Consider the following 24,228-nt stretch of genomic DNA (forward strand, 5'->3'; position numbering starts at 1 on the left):
ACTGAAAATGGGTGACAAATATCTGACTTTATCGGAATTGAATGTTGAGGGACAGTTACTAGGTTTTGTTGGTGATGAACCAGGAAAATATAAATACTTACAATTAGCAGTTCCATCTGGAAGTGTGCAAGTTAAACTTCCTAAAGAGTTACGCCGTTCTTTGACATCGTTAGTACCTGGTGAGCAAATTCGCGTTTGTGGTCATAGTAAATTAAATCCACACACAGGTAAAATTAAACTCAAAGCTTATCGGGTAACATCAATGGGTGTTTGTCCAGTTCCAGATCTGCCACCTCAACCCAAAGCCAGGATTATGGTATGTCAAAAGTCTGGTTGTATGAAGCGTGGTGGCAAAGGGTTATTATCAGAATTGGAAAAAACCTTGTGCGATCGCGGTTTGTTAGATAAAGTCAAAATTGAACACACAGGCTGCCAAAAATGCTGCGGTAGCGCCCCTAATTGTGTTTTGCAGCTTGGTAAAAAGAAATACAAAAATATTCATCCAGACGCGATCGCATCTTTGCTAGAAAAACACTTAACTTAAGTTGCAAAGATATTTGTAAGTTAATTTTACAGGTGGAAAAGGTTAGCTCCTATTCCACCTATTTATTTTTAGTGTAAAACGTTAAGATGCAAATAACTCTGCATGTCCTGTATTTGTTATGAGCCTAACCACTGCTAAACGCTTCACCATAGCTGAATATCACCGGATGGCAGAACTCGGCTTCTTTAAGGAGGATGATCGAGTTGAGCTAATTAAGGGTGAAATTTTCTACATGGCAGTAAAAGGTACACCACATTCAGTTTGTGAAACACGCCTAGAGCGAGAATTATATAAGTTAGTAGGCGATCGTGCAACCCTGCGAGGACAACAACCAATTACTTTGTCTAACTACAGTGAGCCTGAACCAGATAGAGTAATTGCAAAAAATAGAGATGATGACTATCTAACAAATCATCCCAGCCCATCTGACGTATTACTTTTAATAGAGATTGCTGATTCCTTCTTTAAATATGACCAAGAGGTAAAATTACTGCTTTATGCAGAAGCGAATATTTCTAATTATTGGATATTTAATTTAGTAGATAATTCTTTGGGATGCTATAGCGAGCCTTATCAATATTTGCAGGGTAAATTTGGTTATCGCCGCAAGTTAATTTATTTGCCAAATGAATCAGTTAATCTGCCATATTTTCCTGATTTAGTTCTCGATTTATCTAAAGTTTTTCCAGGAGATGTCAGAGGCGATCGCTTAAGTAAACCTAGCACATAATTCATCAAAAAATCAGGGTTTTTATTCTGTCGCTTACTTCCCCTAATATGTTACATACCCTGCGATAAACAAGCTATGTGCAGCGTCTCGCTCCACAAGAAAGAATCTCATAGATGTTTCGCTAACCTTTGGGAACGCTTTCAGCGATCGCTCAACATGAGATTTGAAATATTTAGGCAATAGTTCTAATGCTTAATTGCATTTACCTTTAGGATTTCTCTATCCAATTATCAATGAAATTTGTGAGTTCTGAACTTTCATCTTTAAACTTTCTTGCAAACAGCAATTCGCCACTTCCATAGATATTCTCTTCCTCAATTTTATCCATTTTATTCAAAGTCTCCAGCTGTTCCATGTTGATAAATTCTGGATGTTCAACACCTTGCCATTGAGTAAATGTCAAATTTTTCGCAACTTTTTCTCTAAATTTTGAATTACCTATAATTGTCTGAAAAAATATTTCATCAGGTGTCAATGTGTTTTGGAAAAACTTCACTATTTTAGGATTTGTTTCGACGAACGATAAGATGTAGTGACATGCATCTGCTGACAATGCCCACCATTGACTTCCTGCATATGGTTTTAGATTTCCTAGAGCTTTTTTGTAATCGCGTTTCCTAGGTATAATATTGTTGATTACAGCAGCAAAAATTCGCATTATTATACGGTAAAGGCTGTGATTGTATAGTGTCTGCGGTTGGTACTTATAAAGTCTATCTAGAAGCTTACTTACTTCTTGATTGGGCATCTCGACTAAATTGATAAACTCTGTTCCAACCTTTTGAGAAAAATAGTCGTTTATGTAGCTTGCACTTTTTAAAGGATAATCACTTCCACTAATTAAAATTAGGTAGTCAAATCTATGTTGACTGTTTAAGGCTTCTCGAATCAAATTTATAGTAGCTTCAATTGTAGAAAATTCACCCCAATAAACAGATACTCTGTCTCGAAGAAATGTAACATTTTGATGATTGATTTTTTCTTTAAAAAGCGATTCGTCACTCTTGCTATCTATATGTATAAAAAACTGAGTGTCAGTACTATTAAGAGCATTAATCAATTTGCACAAATGATTAGGAGTATTATGTGCTAATACTAAATACGCTAAATTCATAATATTCCCTAATAATAAGATTCCTATTAAACCATTCACAAAAGCATAGCAATCATCCTTAAGAAATATATCCAAAGTGTGACTGCTATATAATCCTTATAGCTGTTAACTTGTCTATATTCTAATTATGATTGCTGTACTAATATCACTACCATTATATTGTTTTATTTTCTCCCACCTAAATCAAACTCTCCATTGTCTGTTGTAAATCATTCGTCAATTGGGCAACAGCTTGCTTCGCACCCAAGCGATTTTCCTTATACACCGGGTAACGCTCAGAAACAGATATCGGCTCACCTACAGTTATCTTAACTTGCTGCTTACCCAATTGCGGACGCCGTAAAGCTTTAGCACCCTTGATCCGAGTAATCATCTGCCATAATATTAAAGTTGTCTCAGCAAACCTTTCTACTGTCGGTTTTTCTCGGATATAGTTACCGGAAACTGCGACAAAACTTTCTACTAAGCGCATGTGCCACATCCGCGCATTTGCTTCTTCAGCAACGCGATCGCCTAAAGCGCGTTCTATAGAAGATAATGCTTTTATATCCTTAAATTCTTCTCTAAATATATAATTCCAACCAGCTTGCTCTACCCGCCGACAGCGGTCATTTAAATTGCCTCTTGGCTGCAAGTCAAAATACTGCTCTGATATTAGTAGCGCCGCATTCAACAAAGCTTGCAAACGATGTGCTAGTGCTTCATTTCTATCTTGAATTTCCCCAGTTACAATCTTGGCATCTGGCAGTTTTTGATGATAAAACCGCGTGTAAAATTGTTCCATTAGCGAAAGTAAATGTTCTGCCAAAGTCAATAATCGGGGATAAAGCGACTCTATAGAAGCAACATTACCTTGTGCTGGTGGATTCACAGGTAAACCACTGGCCGCTTCCAATTCACTTAAAAGCTGAGCGATCGCTTCCCAAGGAGCATCAACGTAACTATACTTAATCCCAACTGGTACAATTAAAACCTGCTGGTCGCGTCCGGCTTTGTGCAAGTCTTCAGCACACCAAAAGCCTAATTGGGCGATACCAGGTTCCAAGGGGCTGATAATCTCCGATAGACCATTAGTAGCACCTTCTGGCGCAGCAGCCATCGGGAATTTCCCATTGGTAAACAAATCACGCGCCGAACGCAACCCCGTCCAGTCAGCCTTACCCCGCTGAATTGGCGTACCACCCAAACGAGAAGCAATCCAACCAACATGGGAACCTGCCCATAGAGGAATGCCGCGATCGTAGATAAAATGAGCATGAATCGGAAGTTGTAGCGCTGTCCCCTGTCGTGCTACCTTTGGCACGAGTTGAGAAAGCAAGTAGCTCAAACAAAATGGATCGTCAGTTTTGGGATGGCGAAATGCCAACATAAAACGGATCTTACCCTCCTGAAACTGGCGATAGAGATCAACTAAAACCTCTACATTGTCTGCTTCAATTTGGGTAATAGCTGTTTGCCAGTTTATCCAACTGGGTAGTAACAGATGGACTACTTTTAATACCCAGGGGTTAAACGCCGGAGGAATAAATTCTAAGGGTGCTTGTGCTTGATAAATCACATCTGACAAAGTAGTTTTCTCCTAAAGTTGCGATTAGAAATTTTAGACTAACCGATTTTAGAAATTAGCGATTCTGGAAAGGGAATAAACGATGCGACTGTCACAAATGTTATTCGTTACACTGCGGGATGATCCATCTGATGCTGAGATTCCCAGTCATAAATTATTACTCCGTGCAGGTTATATTCGTCGCATTGGTAGCGGTATTTATGCTTATTTACCATTGATGTGGCGGGTACTGCAAAAAGTTTCTCAGATTGTGCGGGAAGAAATGAACGCTACAGGCGCACAAGAGTGTCTCCTACCGCAATTACAACCCGCTGACTTATGGAAAGAATCGGAACGCTGGGACACCTACACGAAAGCTGAGGGGATCATGTTTTCCCTGATTGATCGCCGTGAGCAACAATTAGGATTAGGCCCAACTCATGAGGAAGTGATCACAGCGATCGCTCGTGATATGATTCGCTCTTATCGTCAGCTACCATTGCATCTCTACCAAATTCAAACCAAATTCCGCGATGAAATTCGTCCCCGTTTTGGTTTGATGCGCGGCAGAGAATTTATCATGAAAGACGGCTACTCTTTTCATGTCGATGAAGCCAGCCTTAAAGAAACTTACCAAGATATGTACAAAGCCTATAGCAACATGCTACGGCGTTCTGGTTTAGCTTTTCGAGCGGTAGAAGCTGATTCTGGTGCAATTGGTGGTTCTGGTTCTACAGAATTTATGGTGTTGGCGGAAGCTGGAGAAGATGAGGTTTTATTCACCGAAGATGGCAAATACGCCGCCAATGTGGAGAAAGCTGTTTCGTTACCAGTTAATGCCGAACCCTCACGGTTTACAACCTATGAAAAACGCGATACACCTAGATCAGAAACGATTGAAAAGGTGTGTCAATTCCTCAATTGTTCTCCCACCCAAATTGTGAAAAACGTCCTTTACCAGACAGTTTATGACAATGGTATGACGGTGTTGGTTCTGGTGATTATCCGAGGCGATCAAGAAGTTAATGAGGTCAAATTACAGAATGAATTGACCAAACTAGCTTCTAATTACGGTGCTAAAACTATCATTAGTTTGAATGTACCAAATGCGGAAGCGCAGCAAACATGGACAGCTAAATCTCTACCATTAGGCTATATCGCACCTGACATCGCAGATGATTATATAACTAAGAATAAACAAATCCATCCTCAGTTTGTGCGCTTGGTGGATCAAACAGCCGTTGATTTAAAAAATTTCGTCACAGGCGCGAATGAAACTGGCTATCACGTCGTGGGTGCTAATTGGAATGAGCAATTTCAATTACCACATACTATCGTAGATATACGTAAAGCTAGACCAGGCGATCGCGCGATCCACAACCCAGAACAAACCTTACAAAGCGCTCGTGGGATCGAAGCAGGTCACATCTTCCAATTGGGTACTAAATATTCTCAAGCAATGGGTGCAACTTATACTAGTGAACAGGGTGAAGAAAAGCTGCTATTTATGGGTTGTTTTGGTATAGGTGTGTCACGACTGGCACAAGCTGCTGTAGAGCAATCTTACGATAAAGATGGGATTATTTGGCCGGTAGCGATCGCACCCTATCACGCAATAGTCACAATTCCTAACATTAATGATGCTCAACAAGTCGAAATTGCCCAAAAACTCTACGCAGAACTTAACCAAGCGGGAATTGAAACCCTGTTAGATGACCGGGATGAACGGGCTGGAGTGAAATTCAAAGATGCCGACTTAATTGGCATACCTTACAGGATTGTAACTGGACGAGCGATCGCCAACGGCAAAGTCGAAGTTGTAGAAAGAGCAACTCGTAAATCTCAAGAAATTGCCATTGATGAAGTTACAACTACACTCAAACACTGGATTAAAGCTGCAATAGAGCAATAGGCGTTGGGGAACCACTTCGTTGCGGTAAGTCCAGTGCTGCGTACCTTGCGGAAAGCAAGCTACGCGGAGCGTCTCGAAGAGAAGAGAAGTCAGAGCGGCGGCTTCCGCCGCTCTGAACTTCGGGGAGCGTCACCCGAAGGGGGGTTCGCCCGGTTATTCGCTCTTAGCGTTACCGTAGGGTAGCAAGTAGCGTGCAACTGGTGTCATGGGACAATAGTTCTTTTCCTCCACTCTCCCAATCCCTAGTCCCCAATCCTCAGCCGTCGGCCCCCTAAATTTACATAATTGGGCAGGTGACGGACTATAAGTGTAAATTCTAAAATAGAGTAAGAAACCAGCAAAATTACGAATTATAAGATTTTGAAGCAGAGAGCTTCTCCTAGTAGATTTTGGGAAACTCTCCACTTGTAAGTATCGTCTTTAACCAGGCTGCTCCTCATACAAAGACTATTCAGCCCTCAGTCAGGAAGGTTTTGAAAATGAAAGACCAACAAGGATCTAACCGTATAACTCCAGGTGTAATTGCAGTTGTCTCAGCAGCGGTTTTAGCGGTGGGTGGTGGTGTAGCTTGGGTTACTTCAAACTCTAATAATTCTCCTACACCGTCAAGCTCGTCTCAAAAAATAACCCAGCCAGGACAGCAACCATCTACCACCCAACTAGGTAATGAGAAAACCCCTAGCGTTTATTGGCTCAGACCAAAAGACAAAAATATTAATTTGGTTCCTCAACCAGTTAAAGTAGCTACTGCACAGCCTAATCAAGCTTTAGAAGCAGCTTTCCAAAGTTTGTTAGCAGGCCCGACAGAAGGGACAGATTCGACGACTATCCCCAAGGGAACCAAATTATTGGGGCTGAAAGCAGACAATAATGAGGTTCACGTTAACTTATCTGAAGATTTTACCAGCGGTGGTGGTAGTTCCTCAATGATGGGTCGCGTGGGACAAGTTGTTTACACTGCGACAACTTTAAATCCAAAAGCTAAGGTGTACATTGATGTGAACGGCAAACCCTTGGATGTTTTGGGTGGTGAAGGTGTGGAGTTACAACAGCCACTAACTCGTGAAAGCTTTCAGAAAAATTATCCGCTTTAGTTATGAGTCGAAGGTCAAGGGGAGCCAGTGCCGTGGTGTTAGTGCTAGCGGTAGCGACTGTGCGTAGCACCGACAGCGCGGTGAGTTCAGTCCTGTTCGCTTTTGGCGTTCCCGTGTCCGTGGGGTAGGCGGGTTTCCGCAACCTAGGGAACTAGCTGTTTTCGTAGCGTAAAGCCTTCTCTACGAGAGGCTGCGCCAACGGCATGGCTTTTCTACGAGACCAACGCGTAGCTTGCTTCCCCGTAGGGGTAAGCTTAAAGCGACGCTCTTAAGCGTCACCCGAAGGGTCTTCTCTACGAGAGGCTGAGCCTTCGCGGAGCGTTTCGTAGAGAAGGCGGTTTCCTCCATGAACGACTGTCGTGCATGGTTTCTCGACTTGAGGAGCCACTGCGTTGCCTGGGTTTCCCTGGTTGTTCGCTCTTAGCGTTTCCATAGGGTAGCAAGTCGCGTGCGACTGGCGTTCAATAGTCAAGGTCGAAAACATGTAGGATTTTAGACTTTGGACTCTGGACTTTGAACTTTGGACTCACCGCTTGCCATTTAATACGCGAAAGTTACGGGCTTGTTGTTCTAACCTTGTGGCAAGGCGATCGCAAACCCGGTTGCATAAATCAAAAATCATTTGATCTTCTACCCGGTAGTAGGCGCAAGTTCCTTCACTACGGCGACTAAGAATTCCTGCTTGCCACATTACTTTCAGGTGCTTCGACACATTTGCCTGAGAAGTCTGTGTTGCCTCTACCAACTCTTGCACGCATTTTTCTTCATCCCGCAGCAAGTGTAGCAGCCGTAGACGCATCGGCTCACTTAACATGCTGAAGTATTCAGCTACTTGTTGCACCACTTCTGGTACAGGCAAAGCTTGTTTCATCAGGATTAACCCGCAAGGATTGAAAGTATATGACTCATTTCATATATAGATTAATACTTAATCAGGGTTAATTCGCATTAAAGGCTGACCATATTCTACCGGTTCACCATTTTGAACGAGAATTTCCATTACCTGTCCTGAGACTTCAGCTTCGATTTCATTCATCAGCTTCATGGCTTCAATTATACAGACTGTTTGACCGCTACGGATGCGATCGCCAACTTCTACAAATGGCGCTTCCCCAGGTGCAGCAGCACGATAAAACGTTCCCACCATTGGAGAAGGTACTTCTACTAATCTTTGGTCAATTGCTGAGGGAGCTACTGACAACTGTAGTTGCGTTGCAGTGGCGGCATTGTCAAAAACGCGATTTGTTCCCACCTCCGGTACTGGAGTTGATGCTGCTTGGGGTGCGGGTGAAACCGATGTCAATCCCGAACTAACCACACCACCAGATGCTTGACCTACCGACAACATCTGAGTGCTAACGCTCACAGCTTTACGTACCGTTAGTTCAAAATCATTGCTTTTAAGCGTTACTTCTGCAATATCTGTTTGTGCGATAGTTGCTAGGAGTTGGCGGATTTCATTAAAGTCCAATGGCACAGTTTTTCTTACCTCGACCTATCAGTAAATTAGAATCTTAAGTGTGGCAGGGATTTAATCCTTTGTAGGGATTGAAATCGGAAGAAAGCACCTCAGTAGAGAACAGAGTTATTCTCTACCTTGGTATTTATCGTCACGAGTATCAATGCGGATACGTTCCCCCTGGGAAATAAACAAGGGAACCATTACACTTGCCCCAGTTTCTAGAATTGCTGGTTTTGTGCCGCCTGTAGCAGTATCACCTTTGACACCTGGGTCTGTTTGCACAACTTCTAAAACCACAGAGTTGGGCAGTTCTACTTCTAGCACTTGCTCACCCCAACGTACAACGTTAACTTCCATACCTTCTTTAAGGTACTTGACGCGATCGCCAATTTGCGCAGCACTCAATCTACCCTCTTCATAAGTTTCCATATCCATAAAGACGAACTCATCGCCCTCTTTATAAGTATGCTGCATGGTGCTTTTTTCTAGAGTGGCTTGGGGTACTGTTTCCCCAGCCCGGAATGTTTTTTCTACCACGTTCCCATTCTGAGCATTTCTCAGTTTTGTCCGCACAAAAGCAGAACCTTTACCGGGCTTAACGTGGAGGAATTCTATCACCCGCCATACAGACCCATCTAATACAATTGAAACACCGGGTCGAAAGTCGTTACTGGAGATCATGAAGCTTTCAATTTTTGGAAGACAATCGGCATTTATTGTACCCTTCAAGCGGAGTAATTAGTCAGTTGACATTTGTCATTTGTTAAGAGTCAAGAGGAGCCAGTGTGTTGGGCGGCTCCGCCGACTTGTACCCCTGCGGGGAAGCAAGCTACGCGCAGCGTCTCCGCGAGGAGAAGCAACTGGCGTTCAAGAGTCAAGAGTTAAGAGTCATTTGTCTTTATTTATTCTTCCCCTACTCCCTCTGCTTCACCTGCTCCCTCAGCACGTAACGTGGGAAGATTATTGATGGGTTACGTCCAGTTAACAATTTGATGCTGCATTTGAGCCATGCCATGTTTAACTTTTTAAAATCCTGGCTGAAGAACAGCCTCATCACAATACTGCTGGTAGCAATATTTTTAGGCATAACTACATCTGGGTGGACTCCCTCCAGTAACGCCGCTCTGCCAGCTGGAAATGCAATTACCGACGGCAAAGCTTTGTTGCGGTATGCACTTCCGATAGATAATAAACCTGTGCGGCAACTGCAAGCCAGCTTAGAAGACATATCTGCCCAGCTGCGGGCGAATCGGCGGTGGGGTGCTATCTCCAAAGACCTCAGCCAAGCATCGCGGATTCTCGATAAACCCTCCCAAATCTTAACAAGCGTTCCCGAAGAACGCCAACCCCAAGCCGAAGCTTGGATTGCAGAATTAAAATCTGGCGTGGGTAAATTGCAAGAATTAGCGAACGTCAAAGACAAAGAACACGTTTTACAAGAAAGAGCCAAACTACTAAATATCGTTACTCAGCTAGAAGAGTCGATGGTGAAGGAATTCCCCTTTGAAGTGCCTTCTCAGTACAGTAACCTGCCTCAACTTAAAGGTCGTGCCACCGTGGAATTCAAAACCAACAAAGGCAACTTGACTCTTGTAGTGGACGGTTACAGTGCCCCTGTTACTGCTGGGAATTTTGTAGATTTGGTACAACGTGGTTTTTACAACGGCCTAGAATTTACCCGTTCTGAAGAATCTTACGTGCTGCAAACTGGAGATCCACCAGGAAAGGAGGCGGGTTTCATTGACCCAAAAAACAACAAATATCGCGCTATTCCCTTAGAGATTTTGGTTGAAGGTGACAAGCAGCCTACCTATGGTATTACCTTAGAAGAAGCTGGTCGTTACATTGATATGCCAGTTTTGCCTTTTTCTGCCTTTGGTGCGTTGGCAATGGCTCGTCCCGAAGGTGAAGTAAATGGAGGTTCTTCACAATTTTTCTTCTTCCTGTTTGAGCCTGAACTCACACCCGCAGGACGCAATTTATTAGATGGTCGCTATGCGATTTTTGGCTATCTTACTGAAGGTAAAGAGGTTTTGGATAAACTGAAAGCGGGTGACAAAATTGAATCGGCAACAGTTGTGCAAGGTATAGAAAATTTGGTTGAGCCGCAAGCAATATAATCAATTGCAGAACAAACTTGAGTCTGTGTTAGCTATGCGATCGCTCTATTAGCAGGGCATTGTATAATCTTAATCTCCGAATCAGGGTGGGCATCTCTTGCCTGCCCTAAAAATTTCAGGGATTCAACCCTATCAACTAAGATTACCAGCGGTAAACACCTGATCAACAGCGTTCACGAAGTGTGCCGTAGGTATTGCTAATTCTGGAAAAGTCCGCGAGACAATCTGCTGGTTACTCGTAAAAATTGTCTCTTCGTACAGTCCCTCTTCTAGTAATAAAACTGAAATCTTCGTTTTCAATGGATCTACAATCCAGTATTCTGGAATCTCCAACGCCGCATATTCAGATTGCTTATAACGATAGTCCCGCTTTACTGAATCTGGACTAACCACTTCTACAATTAGTAACGGGGGTGATTGAAATACAGCTGACACATTCAACAATTCTTTTGCTTGCTCTAACGTCACTATACACAGGTCAGATAACCTAGATTTATTTCTACCCGTTCTCACCCCACCTTCTCGCAAACACAGCCAAGGATAGCCACAACGTTTGATTTCTGCATCTAGCACTTGCTCAAGAAATTTGGCAGTCAGGAAATGTTGAATATTAGGTGGGTTCATTAGCTCAAGCCTGCCATCCACGAGTTCATAATGGAAATCGCTAACATCGCTACCATCATCATAAATTAAGTACTCTTCAAACGTAATGCTAGTTACTGGTGTTGTTACCATCCCAACTAACTCCTAGACGATACCCTTATCCTAAACCGTAAAGTAAATCATCAGTTTTCTTATAACTTTGCAAACCGGAAAACCGATTGTGAACAGTGAGTTATCTTCCTTACAAGTACAAGATATTGGTGAACAAGGACTTTTAGAAAGACTACAGCGATTCTGTCCCCCGGAAATCATTGGGGATGATGCAGCGGTATTAGTCACAGAACCAAAACAATCTTTAGTAGTAACAACAGATGTCCTGGTTGACGGCGTACATTTTAGTAACGTCACTACTTCCCCAGAAGATGCTGGTTGGCGAGCAGCAGCAGCAAACTTATCAGATTTAGCAGCAATGGGTGCTTCACCTTTAGGAATCACTATCGGACTGGGACTCCCTGGTGAAGTTAGGGTGAGCTGGGTTGAGCGGTTGTATCAGGGAATGACAGAATGCCTGCAACAGTACAATACTCCAATTGTGGGGGGTGATATCGTGCGATCGCCTATTACCACTCTGGCAATTACCGCTTTCGGTCAAGTTCACCCCAATCAAATTATCCGCCGTTCTGCTGCTCAAGTGGGAAATGCGATCGTCGTTACAGGCGTCCACGGAGCCTCCCGTGCTGGCTTAGAATTGCTGTTACATCCCGAATTAGGACAGAACCTCAGGGACACAGAAAAGACGGCTTTAATCAAAGCACACCAACGCCCCCAACCACGATTAGACGTCTTACCAATCCTCCAAAAAATCTTAGCATCCTACTCTCCCACTCCTCCTCTACTCTCCATCGCTGGTATGGATAGCAGCGACGGTTTAGCAGATGCAGTTATGCAAATTTGCCGCACCAGCGGTGTCGGTGCTATCCTAGAGCGCAGCCAAATTTCCTTACCAACAGCTTTTGAACACTGGCTGACAAAAGAGCAAGCACTGGAATACGCTCTCTATGGTGGCGAAGACTTTGAATTAGTGCTTTGCTTGCCACAAGAACTAGCCCATGACTTAGTACAACAACTAGATCAAAGTGCAGCTATTGTGGGCAGGATTACATCGGAATCAACAATAATATTACACGACAAAAAAGAAAAATTCCCCGACCAAGTTCTGAATCTTAGCCAGGGATTTCAACATTTTAGTCATTAGTTCTTTGTCCTTTGACAAATGACAAATGACAACTGACATCTTATTGCCACTTCTGGGCTACTAATTCTGCCAAATCCAGGACTCGCTGACTGTAACCCCACTCGTTGTCATACCATGCCATAACTTTTACTAGGTCATTGCCCATAACCAAAGTCAAGGCAGCATCAACAATCGAAGAAGCGTCAGAACCTTGATAATCGGACGATACTAGTTGTAGTTCGCTGTAGTCTAAAATGCCTTTCAGTGGGCCTTCAGCGGCGTCTTTGAGAGCTTGGTTCACTTCTTCCGTAATAGTACGCTTCTCAACCTGAACCACGAAATCTACCATTGAAACGTTCGGGGTAGGTACACGCAGGGCAACGCCATTCAGCTTGCCCTTGAGGTCTGGGATTACCAGCGCCACTGCTTTTGCCGCACCAGTCGAGGTGGGTACAATGTTTATGGCTGCTGCCCTCGCCCGTCGCAAATCTCGGTGAGAAGCGTCTAGCAAGCGCTGGTCACCAGTGTAGCTGTGGGTAGTGGTCATTGTACCTTTAATGATGCCGAATTTATCGTTCAACACCTTGGCGATGGGAGCCAAACAGTTAGTAGTACAGCTGGCATTACTGATGATGTGATGCTTATTGTGGTCATAGTCGTGATGATTCACACCAATCACAAAAGTGCCATCCTCATTTTTACCAGGGGCAGTGATCAAAACCTTCTTGGCTCCAGCATTCACATGCTTCAGCGCTCCTTCTTTGCTGGTAAATACTCCCGTCGCTTCGATAATCAGGTCAATTTCCCACTCTTTCCAGGGCAAGTTTTCTGGGTTGCGATCAGATACGCACTTAATGGTCTTACCATTAACGATGATAGAGTTATCATCGGCAGTAATGTCAGCATTCTTTAACTTCCCTAGCATCGAGTCATACCTCAGCAGGTGAGCGTTGGTTCTAGGGTCTGAGGTGTCGTTAATAGCGACAAGGTCAATTTGGCTGTTTTCTCTACCCACCCAGCAACGTGCAAAGTTACGTCCGATACGCCCGAAACCGTTGATTGCAACTCTAATCACAGTGTCTTGCCCTCTGTATTTATGCTTATAAGTTGATATCGTTGACCCCAATCATATCGCAAAGGGGGGGAGCACTCATAACCATAAAGTGTCGGATCAATAAAAAAACACACAATTTATTCAGATTTGTTTGAGTAGAGGTTGTTGTTAGCGATATACGCTCTAACCGATTCCGGGACTAAATAGCGAATTGACTGGCGTTGGCAGCAAAGTTTGCGAATCAGACTTGACGAAACTCCTACTAAAGGTATATTCAAGAATTGCCAGTGAATGGTGAGTGACTGCTTCTTCAGTTGTTGCTCCACTTGCTTGCAGATTAACTCGCTTTGAGCTATGGTCTCACCACCTAGCAATCGGGGTGCGATTAACCAATCACACATTTGCGCTAGTTCGTGTCCACGGTACCAACGAGGTAAGGTTTGGAAGGCATCCAAACCTAAAATCCAGTACCAGTGAGTATTTTGGTAAAAAGCAGATAAGTCGATTAAGGTGTTGATGGCAAAAGAAACCCCAGAGCGATTTACCTCCACCAGTGAGACAGTAAACGCAGGGTTATCTTTTGTAGCTCTTTGCAGCATTTCCACGCGATGCTCAAACAAAGCTGCTTCTTTATGAGGAGGATTTAGCGATGGCACCCAAATTACCTTTTTTAGTGGTACTTGATGCAAAGCTGTTTCGGCTATGAGCAGGTGTCCCCAATGAATTGGATCAAATGTGCCACCAAAAATTGCTAGTTGCTGCATCCAGTCAAGCCTGGGTTTCATGCAATTGAAAAATAGTTTCATTACCAATGTACTATTGAAGTCAATTCGCGCCTAGTCTTGATGCAATTTAAAATCAGTTTCGCCAACATTGTATGATCGCAGCCAATTCCAGTGAGGTAACCAAAAGATGTATTTGACATTACCAAGAATTTCTTTCCCGATGCGGCAGAAATTTTCAGAATAATCTTAACAACAGTTTGGAAATAGCAAAAACCTCCAACCAAGGTAAAATCATTCTGAATAAACAAAGCCAGAGCAGAAAAGTCAACTTGGCATCAAATATAAACATCATGTACGAACAGTTACGGTAAAAAATCAAATTCCTGTTATGATACGCGTGTCATTTGTGATTATGGTGTGGTGTGGTGTAAGAGGAGCAATAAATGAGTAATTCTGTAGATTTTAGTGGTAGACCATTTCATTTCATTGGGATCGGCGGCATAGGTATGTCTGCTCTGGCATACGTTCTTGCCAAACGCCAATTTCCAGTATCAGGTTCGGATCTTCGTCCAAACCACATTACGCACAAGTTGGAATCTATCGGAGCTCATATTTTTGGTAGACAAGAGGCAAGCAATCTCGAATTCTTTCGCCCTCAGGTATTGACTAATGAAGTAGCATTAAACTCACAAGAACAATTGCCTACTCCTACTAAATCAATACTGCCTCAAGTCATTTGTTCGACAGCGATTAACACTAATAATTTAGAATACAAAGCAGCTTTGGAATTAGGTTGTCCGGTTTTACATCGTTCAGATGTACTAGCAGCCTTGATTGCCGATTATTACAGTATTGCAGTGGCAGGAACACACGGCAAAACCACAACCAGTAGCATGATTGGATATATGCTTCTGCAAGCAGGTTTAGACCCAACGATTTTGGTAGGCGGGGAAGTAGATGCTTGGGAAGGCAATGCTCGATTGGGGCAAAGTCGATATTTGGTAGCAGAGGCAGATGAATCAGATGGTTCTCTAGTCAAACACGCCCCTGAAATTGGCATTATTACCAATATTGAACTTGATCATCCTGATCACTACGATACTTTAGAGGAAGTAGTTGACATCTTCCAGACATTTGCCAAGAGTTGTAAGATATTAGTAGGTAGTATTGACTGTGCTACAGTACGCGATCGCCTGCAACCAACAATCAGCTACAGCTTACACTCTGATACTGACGCTGACTACACTGTCACCAATGTTGACTATCGTGCTGATGGCACCACAGCTCTAGTTTGGGAACAAGGCAAAGCTTTGGGCGTGTTGAAATTGCGGCTGCTTAGTCGGCACAATCTCAGTAATGCCCTAGCAGCAGTAGCTGTTGGTCGGGCCTTGGGCTTAGAATTTGGAGAGATAGCCAAAGGAATTGCTACTTTTGAAGGAGCAAGACGCCGCTTTGAGTTCCGAGGTGAAGTCGATGGTATTACCTTCATTGATGATTATGCCCATCATCCCAGCGAGATTCGCGCTACTCTCGCCGCAGCACGTTTACAGGCAAGACCAGGGCAGAGAGTTGTTGCCATCTTCCAACCCCATCGCTACAGCCGCACACTTACCTTTTTAGAAGAATTTGCCCAATCTTTTACTCATGCTGATTTAGTTGTGCTGACTGATATTTACAGTGCAGGCGAACCAAATTTAGGGCAAATCAGTGGTGAACAACTGGCAGCGGAAATTGCCAAGCAACATCCGCAAGTGGTTTATCAACCATCGTTACCCTCAGTGTGCGAATACTTGTTGCAAACACTGCATCCAGGTGATTTAGCACTTTTTCTAGGAGCTGGGAACTTGAATCAGGTAATCCCCGAAGTAATTACAACACTTTGCGAACCGGCTAAAGCCACATCATAAGTTGCGAGGTCTGATTTTTAAGCAAAGCGCCCGTCTAACAACGGTTCCATTGGTTTATGCTATTGCCGTATTATTACGGTAAAAAAATGTAAAAATTTTACCTATTAAAGTAAAAATGACAATTTCCCAGGCAGCTGGAAACGTCTGCACACCTTCTGCTTTGAATACAAAGAAACAGGAAACAACTAATTCAGTCAAGAGTGAGGTAATTTATTTACCTGGTACTGATTGTGCGATTAAGTCACAGGCTTCCTTGTCAGCGTTTACTTCCTATAGAGTTGGAGGAGCAGCCCAATGGTACGTTGCTCCCCGAAACTTAGAAGCGCTACAGTCCAGTCTTAACTACGCAAAAGAACATGATTTAACAGTAACAATACTGGGAGCAGGTTCTAACTTGTTGGTGAGCGATCGCGGTATATCAGGCTTAGTCATTGCTACTCGTCATCTCCGCTATAGCTACTTTGACTCCAAAACAGGTCAATTAACCGTTGCTTCAGGAGAATCAATTCCCAGCTTGGCATGGCAGGTAGCAGAACTAGGATGGCAAGGATTGGAGTGGGCTGTTGGTATCCCTGGAACTGTTGGGGGCGCTGTTGTCATGAATGCAGGCGCACATAAGCACTGTATCGCAGATATGTTAGTTAGCGCCCAAGTACTTTCGCCCGATGGTACAGTAGGAACTCTTACGCCTGAACAGCTGGGTTATGGCTACCGAACTTCATTACTACAAGGTGGCGCTTGCATAGTCACTCAAGTCACACTGCAACTTAAGCCAGGCGCCGATCCAGCACAAGTTGTAGCGCTTACTAAGCAGCACAAAAAGCATAGGCTGACCACCCAGCCCTACAACTTCCCTAGCTGTGGCAGTGTGTTCCGCAATCCCAAACCTTACACTGCTGGGTGGTTAATCGAACAAACTGGTCTAAAAGGTTACCAAATTGGTGGAGCACAAGTAGCACAACTCCACGCAAATTTTATCGTCAACCGTGGCGGGGCAAAGGCTAGTGATATTTTCTGTCTCATTCGTCATATCCAACAACAAGTTCAAGAACGTTGGTCTATTTGTTTAGAGCCAGAAGTCAAAATGATCGGAGAGTTTTAAAGTGCTTGTTGAAACTTGCAATCAATGGTGTGGGAACTGAACAAGCAAAAGGGCAGAGGAACAAAAGACTGACTGTAACTTCCCCTGTCCTCCCTTGCTCTCCTGCTTCATGCCCTCTGCCCGTACTGCAACTTCCCCTATGCTCCCTTGCTCTCCTGCTTCATGCCCCCTGCCCAGTATTAATTATTGGTAAAAAAAGAGGCAAATTGCCTACCGCATCTATAATTGAATTTGATTTGTTATTCAACGCACGCGCGGACAATCAATTATGACAGGAAAAGGACAGGGATTCGGCTTTGGCTTAGGAAAAATGAAAGAATTAGCCGAAGCTTTTAAAAAAGCACAGCAAGTTCAAGAAGGTGCAAAGCGACTCCAAGAAGAATTGGAGCAAATGGAGATTCAAGGAGAGTCTGGTGGTGGTCTAGTTAAGGTAATTGTCAGTGGCAACCAAGAACCCAAGCGAGTGGAAATTTCTCCAGATGCTTTAGGAGAAGGTGCAGAAGTACTTTCCGATCTTGTGACAGTGGCAATGAAAGACGCTTACAACAAGTCCACAGCAACAATGCGGGAACGCATGGAAGATTTGACAAGTGGACTGGAACTTCCTGGATTTTAGTTGTTAGTCATTAGTCATTAGTCCTTGGTCAATAACTATGGACAAATGACAAATGACTAAGGACAAAGAACAATCAAATATTTATGCCTTACAAGCTGCTGTTTGTCTGCTTAGGTAACATCTGCCGATCGCCATCGGCAGAGAATATTATGAATCATCTAATTGAGCAGGCTGGCTTGAGTGATAGCATTTTTTGTGACTCGGCAGGTACATCTAGCTACCATATTGGTAGCCCACCTGACCAACGCATGAGTGCTGCGGCTGCTAAAAAGCTTTTAATTAAACTTCGTGGTCGAGCACGCCAGTTTAAAAAGTTAGATTTTCAAGATTTTGATTTAATTTTGGCTATGGATAGAGAGAATTACAAGGATATTCTCTCTGTTGATCAAACTAGGCAGTATCACCACAAAGTGCGTTTGATGTGCGATTTTTGCTCTCGACACATTCTCAAGGAAGTTCCAGATCCTTATTACGGTGGTCTAGAAGGATTTAATCAGGTGATAGATCTACTTGTCGATGCTTGTGAAGGCTTGCTCACATACGTTACTAGCCAGCAATCAATATAGCAACGTAGAAAGTATAGGAGTTAAGACTTTGAGAGTCCTGACTTCTATTTTTATTCCACCAAACCATGCTTAATTGCAAAACGTACCAACTCTGCTCTGTTGCTAGTTGAGGTTTTTCTCAATAAACTGCTAACGTACTTTTCCACTGTTCGAGGACTAAGGTGTAACTGATGGCCCATGTCGGCATTAGAAAGACCATGAGTCAATAGCTCTAGAACTTCCTGTTCTCTGTGAGTTAGGGCTGAGAACAGCTGGGATTGCTGAATCTGAGTGAACAGAGAATTATGGGCGTCTACTGCTTTTGTGGAAGCCGAAAGTCCCAAATTATGAGAAAAACGATACTCCGATTGAATGATTTGCGATCGCTCTAAAAGATTACGAATTGCTGCTGCTAACTCTTCTAATTCAAAAGGCTTGGGCAAATATAAATCGCACCCTGACTGATAGCCCAGAATTCTTTCTTGAGTTTTAGTTCGTGCTGTTAACAAAATTACAGGTAATAAACGGAACGCTGGTTTTTGACGCACTTGTCGCACTAGTTCATAGCCGTTTATCCGTGGCATGACAATATCCGTAACAATCAAATCAGGATGGTACTCATCCACCATCGCTAAAGCCTCTTGACCGTCATTAGCCGTGATTATCGAGTAGCCAGACAGTTCAAGATAATCGCTAATAGACAGACGAGTGCCCAGATCGTCATCCACTACAAGGATCGTCAAGGGCATGGACAGTAGACCCCTAGCATTTTTTTTAGTAAGAAATTTGCTTCTATGAGCACTATCAATGAATACAAGCAAATATTAGTGTTCTTATGTTTCATACTATGACAGGATTAGCGGCTAATAACCGCCTTAGGGTTAATTTATAAAGAAAATCTTAAATCATTAAGAAGTGTTAACAACGTTAAACCCATTTCAGATCTATAGGCTTAGGAGAAATCAAGAGCTTTATAATTCGTAACAAATTACCAAAAAGATAGAGTAAATACTCACCATCATGTAAATTAATATTAACTTAAACAATAATTTCCTATAAACCGAGTAAACAAACATGAATAAGCCTATACACAAAGTTATTAACGTCAATAGTGTTTACTCGTTTTTGGCAACACTTAATTGACAAACCGAATGATTATGTTTACAGACTTCTAAGCAACTTTAATTTACTGAAAAAACTTTAAATTGGAACTTGGAAAAGCTAAATTAGTGATATACAGTTCAGCATTTATAGTGGTTTAATCTCCTCTCAAAAATTCACAAAGTCAATCCAAACCATTTTTTAGGTACATTTAACGCATCCAAAATTATCAATGAGTGAAAAGAGCGAAGGTTACAAAGTTATTAGCGACAACCGTCAAGCCCGTTATTTGTATGAAATATTGGAAACCTACGAAGCTGGAATTCAGCTGACAGGAACCGAAGTCAAGTCGATTCGGGCGGGTAGAGTCAATCTTCAAGATGGCTATGCTTTACTTCGCAATGGCGAAGCCTGGTTAATCAACGTGCATATCTCTCCTTACACTGCTAGTGGACAATATTTTAATCATGAACCGCGGCGCACACGCAAGCTGCTACTACATCGCCAAGAACTCCGCAAGCTAATTGGCAAAGTTGAACAGCAAGGTTTAACTTTAGTCCCTTTGAAAATGTATCTTAAAAGAGGCTGGGTGAAAATCAGTATAGCTCTTGGTAAAGGTAAAAAGCTTCACGACAAACGAGAAGACTTGAAGCGACGCCAAGATCAGCGCGATATTCAGAGGGCAATGAAAAATTATTAAGTACAAGCGTTGCCATACTACACTAGGGTGAGAAACGGATTGCAGTAGAAAGCATGTTATATGTCCTCAGCGTGAGTTAAGAAAATGCCCAGTTTATAGCCACAGATTGATTTTACTAACTTTTAAACTCGATACAGTTGTGAATAACTTCGGATGGCATGAGGAACTTTCACGATGAAACGCAATTTCACCAAAGCTGTTGGCGCGGGCGTGCTCACCTTGAGTATGGGAATTATGCCCTTGACTCTGTCGGCACAAGCCCAGACAACTACTGACCCCGGAGTCAATACAGCCCCCAGGACAACAACCTATGAGCGCAATGATTTTGATTGGGGTTGGCTAGGATTAATAGGTCTATTAGGTCTAGCTGGTTTAGCAGGTAGAAAGCGTGATGACGAACCAACCCGTTATCGTGACCCTAATACCCCTGGGGCTACTACCTACAGAGATTAGACAATTAAGAATTCAAAAACAGTCAATAGTTAGTAAAAGACAACTGATTATTGACTGTTTTTTATTTGATACTGCTACTTCTCAGGTCGGTGAATTTGGTGCTTGAGTCTGGTTTTGAGCTAAAGGTGTCCAATAGCTAGCAATTAAGGCAACCATGAGCCACCAAAGGGTATTAACTTCAGGACGAAACCAGATAGTGTCTACCATTCCATGAGTCAGCATACCCAGCAAAGTGGCGATCGCTCCAATTAACCAAAATCCCTCAACACTTCTCAATTGTCGCAATCGTCTCACTTGCATCAATCCTGTATTAAAGGTAACAATTATTAACCAGAGAAAGCAGGTTAAACCAATGAAGCCAGTTTCTACAGCTACCTCCAACAAAATTGAATAAGCACTCAAAGCAGTATAACGAGGGCGTTGGTAAAGGGGATAAATCTTGTTAAAAGAGTTGTGTCCGGGGCCAATACCGATAATTGGGCGATCGCGAATCATCTCAAATACAGCATCCCATACATTCCTGCGAAAATTATTACTGCTATCTTTGCGATCAGCAAAAATGCTGAACACCCGCAGGCGCACTGGCTCTACAAAGATCACCGTGAGCACCAATACTCCAATCAAACCTCCCAAAACAATTGGCAGCGACCAAGTACGCCAAAAAGGAGGCATTTCTATACTTCTCCAATAAACTAGCAATGCCATCACAGTTAAAACTGCCGCTACTAGTCCAATCCAGCCGCCACGACTAAAAGTCAAAACCAGGCAGGCAGCATTGACAATCACCATAGTTAATGCTAAGGCTTTTTTTATCCAGCTTTGCCATGCAAAAACTGCTACTAAGCTAAAAACTACTGCTGGCAGGAGATATCCAGCTAATAAGTTGGGATTTCCCAAATAACTATAGACTCTTGTAGTTTTAGATAGAGGAGATTCTGGGTCAACCCAAGTTGCTAGCGCTGTGGCTCCAAAAAACCATTGCCGTAGCCCATATACGCTGACAATGAGCGATACGTGTAAGTAAAGGATGATCAGCCAAGAACGCAGCCGAGGCTGCCTCAGTACCCTAGCACAAAGAGCAAATAGCAGTAGATACAGCGTCAACGTTGCCAAATCGCTAAGCGCCGCCCTTTTCACTGGTGATAACGCTGTTGCTACTACGGCAATCACCCAGTAGAGCAATACCAGCAGGTGAATGGGCGTAACTGACGTGGTATTTGCTGGTGTTGCTTCATCAGATAAAGTCAATAAAAGCCAAAATCCAACACAAGCCACCAGCAACAAACCCACTAAGGTGCTTGAAACAAAAGGTGCAAGGGCATACACCAAGCTGAGCAAGGCAGCCGCAATTGTTTCTCCCCACTGTATCAAGACGCTGGTTTGCCGCCAGGAACGCAACAGTCCTACTAGAGAACGGTGCAGGTAACTGGTAGCAAGATATTCTTTAATCGGTAAAGATGATAAAGTAAATCGTTGCCAGACTAAATTCATAAAAAACGATGTGATCAATTAGCATGTCGCCACAGAACTTGGACTTAATCATAATGCGGGTAGCTATAAAAAGGTAATAATGTAGATTGCAAATTGGTAGTTTTTGATGGCGCTCTTGTTAGTAGCCCTCAGCTATTACCTATAATCTCAAAGCATTGCAGGCATTACTAATTGAAGACAGCTATAGGGTTTTTCATCAGACATCACTAGTTGCTTCTGAGGGAGCAGCTAATTGTAATGGCAAAGAAAGGACGTAACGATATCCTGATTCTGGTGAACCTTGAATCGAAATTTGTCCACCATGCAGTTCTGCTAGCTGACAGCTAAGCAACAGACCTAAACTTTCGCGGGAGAGACTTCCATGTGGTTTAGTTAAATCTATACCTGAAGTCACAGCAAAGATACTTGAGTGAGCATCACTCAAATCTTTCGATTTCTCTACTGCTATTGGTGAGACATCTGGTTGCTCCTGAGCTTCTAGATGAGTACTATAAGTTACTGTCTCACCAGAGAGATCCAGTCTTGACAAGGGATTGAACCGAAAATAGGGATCGACTTCAGTCATACCATCTCCCAGCCAGGGATGCGAAACCCAAATAGTAATGTGGAGCGTATCTTCCTTGTAAGACACATGAATACGAACAATACTACCTGTAGCAGAAAGTTGAATCACGCTAAAAACTAGGTGATAAAGAATTTGCCGCACCTTGTCTTTATCCAAAGGACAAATGCGATTACGTCCCGGTTCTATAGATAGGCGAATATCTTGCTCACGGCGGTTAGCCACTTCTTCTAAAGTATTGATAGCTTGTTGACATAGCATTTCAATATCCACAGGAGCCAGATTTAGCACATCTGAGTTTTGATCTAGAGTACCAAGTTCAGTAATTTCGTTTACTAATGAAAGTAAGTACCGACCACTGTGTTGAATAATCTCTACATATTCTCTCTGCTTAGTTGTCAAAGGCCCGTAAATCTCACGTCCCAAAACACTAGCCATACCTAGCACAGATGTTAAAGGTGTACGCAACTCCTGAGTTAGCTGCTCCAAAAGTTCTAGTTTCAGTTGCTTGGTAGAAACAGAGTCTTGATCTAAAATAGGTGGGGTAATTCTGAAGTCAGCAGTATGGTCGTCATTATATGAAAGTATGGAAGCACTCTTAGAAGTAGAAGTGCTTGTTTCTAGTTTTCCTTGCAGCAGTCGGTTACGCTCAAATTCACTCATGCTCCAACGAGCGATGATTTGTAAAAACTCAATGTCTCTAGTTGTAAAATTACGTGGCACTAAATCCATCACTGCCAATGCACCCAAACAATTTCCCGAAGCATCAATCAGTGGCGCTCCTAAATAAGCACGAATGCCATAATCTTGCACCAACTTACTGCTAGCAAGTACTGAATCTGTCAACTTTTGCGTATCATTAACTACAAATATTTGATAACTCTCTACTACCTGGGTGCAAAAAGATTCCCGGCGTACAAGTTGACGGCTTTGTGCCAAATGATTCATTAATCCCAGCCTGGATAAGCCTACCGCCGACTTGAACCAGTGACGTTCTTGATCTACAAATCCCAAAATGGAAATTGGTGCTTCCAGAAAGTGGGCAGCAGTTTGAGTGGCTTCTTCAAAGACCGGAATCGTTTCTGGTTGCCGTAAACCTAATTCAGACAAAGCTTTGAGGCGTTGTTGTTCTCTTGTTTCCTGAGAAGTCCAACCATCCTTTAGGGCAAATAATTTGTTTTCAGGCTCTACCATTGCCACTGCTACCTTGATAATTGCTCGATACTGTAATTGATATAATCACTATTTTTGAGTTATCAATTGCTATTTTTAAGCATTCCCTAATTTCGCCTCTAATAAACAACTTCAGGGCAAAAATTTTTCGCCCACAGCCTCAAACAGGCGATGCAGTCTCCAATAGTTCTTATCCACTGGTGCTAAATGTTCCACTCAGCACTGGTGTCATCTGTATTGCTTGATATTTTGCAAACAGACAGCGTTAGTTTTGGATTCAGCCAGGGTAACATAACGCTAAGGATACAATAAAAGGAGGTGTCATTCTTATGCATAGAAGAGAAAATTATTGTCTGTACACTCAACGTAAATTTACTTAAAATAACTATTTTGGTAAAAACTTATGTAACCATTTTTACTGAAAAAAGCTAACACTGATT

24 protein-coding genes are annotated in these 24,228 nt (G+C 42.8%); 12 read left to right on the forward strand and 12 right to left on the reverse strand.

Annotation, left to right across the window (positions count from 1 at the left end):
- Positions 1-7: 7 nt before the first annotated feature.
- Entirely contained in the window at positions 8-544 is a 537-nt protein-coding gene (locus tag HCR01_RS06530; protein ID WP_193195429.1) for a (2Fe-2S) ferredoxin domain-containing protein, read from the forward strand.
- Positions 545-662: 118 nt separating this feature from the next.
- Positions 663-1,274 (forward strand): Uma2 family endonuclease, encoded by a 612-nt coding sequence (locus HCR01_RS06535; RefSeq protein ID WP_193195430.1) that lies wholly within the window; start codon positions 663-665, stop codon positions 1,272-1,274.
- A gap of 208 nt (positions 1,275-1,482) precedes the next feature.
- Here HCR01_RS06535 and HCR01_RS06540 read toward each other — a convergent pair whose 3' ends face one another.
- Positions 1,483-2,463 carry a beta-1,6-N-acetylglucosaminyltransferase gene (locus tag HCR01_RS06540; protein ID WP_193195431.1) on the reverse strand — a complete coding sequence of 327 codons (981 nt, stop codon included), beginning with the start codon at positions 2,461-2,463 and terminating at the stop codon, positions 1,483-1,485.
- Positions 2,464-2,566: 103 nt separating this feature from the next.
- Positions 2,567-3,955 carry a 1-acyl-sn-glycerol-3-phosphate acyltransferase gene (locus HCR01_RS06545; RefSeq protein ID WP_193195432.1) on the reverse strand — a complete coding sequence of 463 codons (1,389 nt, stop codon included), beginning with the start codon at positions 3,953-3,955 and terminating at the stop codon, positions 2,567-2,569.
- An 82-nt stretch (positions 3,956-4,037) separates the two neighbouring features.
- On the opposite strand from HCR01_RS06545, the gene HCR01_RS06550 reads away from it, so the two are divergent.
- Both HCR01_RS06550 and HCR01_RS06555 read left to right on the forward strand, forming a co-directional pair.
- Positions 4,038-5,846 (forward strand): proline--tRNA ligase, encoded by a 1,809-nt coding sequence (locus HCR01_RS06550; RefSeq protein WP_193195433.1) that lies wholly within the window; start codon positions 4,038-4,040, stop codon positions 5,844-5,846.
- A 479-nt stretch (positions 5,847-6,325) separates the two neighbouring features.
- Entirely contained in the window at positions 6,326-6,940 is a 615-nt protein-coding gene (locus HCR01_RS06555; RefSeq protein WP_193195434.1) for a GerMN domain-containing protein, read from the forward strand.
- A 268-nt stretch (positions 6,941-7,208) separates the two neighbouring features.
- Here the strand turns inward: HCR01_RS06555 and HCR01_RS06560 are convergent, their stop codons facing one another.
- From HCR01_RS06560 to efp, 4 genes are all read right to left on the reverse strand, one after another.
- The gene (locus HCR01_RS06560; protein WP_193195435.1) at positions 7,209-7,373 is read right to left on the reverse strand and encodes a hypothetical protein; all 165 of its coding nucleotides are present in this window, start codon (positions 7,371-7,373) and stop codon (positions 7,209-7,211) included.
- 93 nt (positions 7,374-7,466) lie between these two features.
- Positions 7,467-7,811 carry an ArsR/SmtB family transcription factor gene (locus tag HCR01_RS06565; RefSeq protein WP_162397632.1) on the reverse strand — a complete coding sequence of 115 codons (345 nt, stop codon included), beginning with the start codon at positions 7,809-7,811 and terminating at the stop codon, positions 7,467-7,469.
- 57 nt (positions 7,812-7,868) lie between these two features.
- Complete coding sequence (gene accB, locus HCR01_RS06570) at positions 7,869-8,417, reverse strand: acetyl-CoA carboxylase biotin carboxyl carrier protein (protein ID WP_193195436.1); 549 nt, start codon at positions 8,415-8,417, stop codon at positions 7,869-7,871.
- Between the two features lie 108 nt (positions 8,418-8,525).
- Positions 8,526-9,083 (reverse strand): elongation factor P, encoded by a 558-nt coding sequence (gene efp, locus HCR01_RS06575; RefSeq protein WP_162397634.1) that lies wholly within the window; start codon positions 9,081-9,083, stop codon positions 8,526-8,528.
- Positions 9,084-9,415: 332 nt separating this feature from the next.
- Between efp and HCR01_RS06580 the strand changes: the two genes are divergently transcribed.
- Entirely contained in the window at positions 9,416-10,522 is a 1,107-nt protein-coding gene (locus tag HCR01_RS06580) for a peptidylprolyl isomerase (RefSeq protein ID WP_193195437.1), read from the forward strand.
- A 132-nt stretch (positions 10,523-10,654) separates the two neighbouring features.
- On the opposite strand, the gene HCR01_RS06585 is transcribed toward HCR01_RS06580, so the two are convergent.
- Positions 10,655-11,257, reverse strand: a complete 603-nt coding sequence (locus HCR01_RS06585; RefSeq protein ID WP_193195438.1) for a Uma2 family endonuclease — start codon at positions 11,255-11,257, stop codon at positions 10,655-10,657.
- 88 nt (positions 11,258-11,345) lie between these two features.
- On the opposite strand from HCR01_RS06585, the gene thiL reads away from it, so the two are divergent.
- Positions 11,346-12,380 (forward strand): thiamine-phosphate kinase, encoded by a 1,035-nt coding sequence (thiL, locus tag HCR01_RS06590; protein ID WP_193195439.1) that lies wholly within the window; start codon positions 11,346-11,348, stop codon positions 12,378-12,380.
- A gap of 40 nt (positions 12,381-12,420) precedes the next feature.
- On the opposite strand, the gene HCR01_RS06595 is transcribed toward thiL, so the two are convergent.
- Positions 12,421-13,434: a type I glyceraldehyde-3-phosphate dehydrogenase gene (locus HCR01_RS06595; protein WP_193195440.1), complete on the reverse strand. Its 1,014-nt coding sequence runs from the start codon at positions 13,432-13,434 to the stop codon at positions 12,421-12,423.
- 116 nt (positions 13,435-13,550) lie between these two features.
- Positions 13,551-14,177, reverse strand: coding sequence for a nicotinate (nicotinamide) nucleotide adenylyltransferase (gene nadD / locus HCR01_RS06600; RefSeq protein ID WP_193195601.1), 627 nt, complete (start codon positions 14,175-14,177; stop codon positions 13,551-13,553).
- A 404-nt stretch (positions 14,178-14,581) separates the two neighbouring features.
- Here nadD and murC point away from each other — a divergent pair, with 404 nt between their 5' ends.
- The 4 genes from murC to HCR01_RS06620 all read left to right on the forward strand — a co-directional run bounded on the left by murC (position 14,582) and on the right by HCR01_RS06620 (position 18,329).
- Positions 14,582-16,045, forward strand: a complete 1,464-nt coding sequence (gene murC / locus HCR01_RS06605; RefSeq protein WP_193195441.1) for a UDP-N-acetylmuramate--L-alanine ligase — start codon at positions 14,582-14,584, stop codon at positions 16,043-16,045.
- 115 nt (positions 16,046-16,160) lie between these two features.
- The gene (murB, locus tag HCR01_RS06610) at positions 16,161-17,147 is read left to right on the forward strand and encodes a UDP-N-acetylmuramate dehydrogenase (RefSeq protein ID WP_193195442.1); all 987 of its coding nucleotides are present in this window, start codon (positions 16,161-16,163) and stop codon (positions 17,145-17,147) included.
- A 268-nt stretch (positions 17,148-17,415) separates the two neighbouring features.
- Positions 17,416-17,763: a YbaB/EbfC family nucleoid-associated protein gene (locus tag HCR01_RS06615; RefSeq protein ID WP_193195443.1), complete on the forward strand. Its 348-nt coding sequence runs from the start codon at positions 17,416-17,418 to the stop codon at positions 17,761-17,763.
- Between the two features lie 83 nt (positions 17,764-17,846).
- A complete protein-coding gene (locus HCR01_RS06620; protein ID WP_193195444.1) occupies positions 17,847-18,329 on the forward strand; it encodes a low molecular weight protein-tyrosine-phosphatase in 483 nt (160 codons plus the stop codon).
- Between the two features lie 50 nt (positions 18,330-18,379).
- Here the strand turns inward: HCR01_RS06620 and HCR01_RS06625 are convergent, their stop codons facing one another.
- Positions 18,380-19,057 (reverse strand): response regulator transcription factor, encoded by a 678-nt coding sequence (locus tag HCR01_RS06625; RefSeq protein WP_193195445.1) that lies wholly within the window; start codon positions 19,055-19,057, stop codon positions 18,380-18,382.
- 584 nt (positions 19,058-19,641) lie between these two features.
- Here HCR01_RS06625 and smpB point away from each other — a divergent pair.
- Both smpB and HCR01_RS06635 read left to right on the forward strand, forming a co-directional pair.
- A complete protein-coding gene (gene smpB / locus HCR01_RS06630) occupies positions 19,642-20,109 on the forward strand; it encodes an SsrA-binding protein SmpB (protein WP_191759894.1) in 468 nt (155 codons plus the stop codon).
- Positions 20,110-20,283: 174 nt separating this feature from the next.
- Positions 20,284-20,562: a WGxxGxxG family protein gene (locus HCR01_RS06635; protein ID WP_193195446.1), complete on the forward strand. Its 279-nt coding sequence runs from the start codon at positions 20,284-20,286 to the stop codon at positions 20,560-20,562.
- A gap of 81 nt (positions 20,563-20,643) precedes the next feature.
- Here HCR01_RS06635 and HCR01_RS06640 read toward each other — a convergent pair whose 3' ends face one another.
- Together HCR01_RS06640 and HCR01_RS06645 are read right to left on the reverse strand one after the other, a co-directional pair.
- Positions 20,644-22,053, reverse strand: coding sequence for an IctB family putative bicarbonate transporter (locus HCR01_RS06640; RefSeq protein ID WP_193195447.1), 1,410 nt, complete (start codon positions 22,051-22,053; stop codon positions 20,644-20,646).
- Positions 22,054-22,249: 196 nt separating this feature from the next.
- Positions 22,250-23,809 carry a GAF domain-containing sensor histidine kinase gene (locus HCR01_RS06645; RefSeq protein ID WP_193195448.1) on the reverse strand — a complete coding sequence of 520 codons (1,560 nt, stop codon included), beginning with the start codon at positions 23,807-23,809 and terminating at the stop codon, positions 22,250-22,252.
- Between the last annotated feature and the right edge of the window lie 419 nt (positions 23,810-24,228).

Source organism: Nostoc sp. MG11, from assembly GCF_014904695.1.
GTDB lineage: Bacteria > Cyanobacteriota > Cyanobacteriia > Cyanobacteriales > Nostocaceae > Komarekiella.